Genomic DNA, 851 nt, shown 5'->3' on the forward strand with positions numbered 1-851 from the left:
CACATCCTGCGCAAGGTCGTCCAGCAGATCGCCTCCCCCCGCCGGTTCGCCCAACAGGCCGCGAAGAACGCGCGGCAGGACGCCGCCGCGGGTGCGGCCGGGCACGGCACTGGTGGTTCGGGCGAGGCGTTCGGCGTCAGCGCGCCCGGGGTTGTCGGTGACGGGACGGCCGGGTTTGACGGCGAGGGTGCGGCCCTGACCGGCGACCAGGCGCGGGCCGCGCAGTGGGAGGCGTTCCGGCGCGGCAGCCCCAGCCGAATCGACGACACCGGCACCGGCGGCCTCGGCCCCGACACCGACTGGGCGCACCGCTACGGCACCGCGTTCGTCGAGCTCCTCGAGCACCTACCCACCGACCACCTGTCCGGCAAGGTCAACGCCACCATCGTCGTCACCATCGACCACGACCGGCTCAAGACCCAGCTCGGCGCCGCGCACCTGGACACCGGCCACGACCTGTCCGCCGGCGACACCCGCCGCCTGGCCTGCAACGCCGCCATCCTGCCCGCCGTCCTGGCCGGCACCTCCCTGCCCCTGGACCTCGGGCGCACCGACCGGTTCTTCACCGAACACCASCGMGTCGCCCTCGCCACCACCTACGACACCTGCGCCGCGACCGGSTGCGACCGGCCCTACGCCTGGTCCGAGCTGCACCACCAGGACCCCTGGTCCACCGGCGGCACCACCAACCTGCACCTGGCCGTGCCGCTGTGCGGACACCACCACCGCCGCATCCACGACCCCGACTACGACCACCACATCCACACCGACCAACACGGCATCAAAACCGTCACCTACCGAAGGCGAACCTGAGACCGAGATGAACACAGCTGCCCATGCGGTGTCGCCCC

Annotated in this window: 1 protein-coding gene; it reads left to right on the forward strand. The window is 72.4% G+C overall.

What is annotated here, in order from left to right:
* Nucleotides 1–813, forward strand: an 813-nt coding sequence (locus AC1DV7_RS18185) for an HNH endonuclease signature motif containing protein (RefSeq protein WP_477598740.1), incomplete at its 5' end; no start/stop codon positions are given.
* Between the last annotated feature and the right edge of the window lie 38 nt (nucleotides 814–851).

The organism is Pedococcus sp. P2_E4, assembly GCF_056403935.1.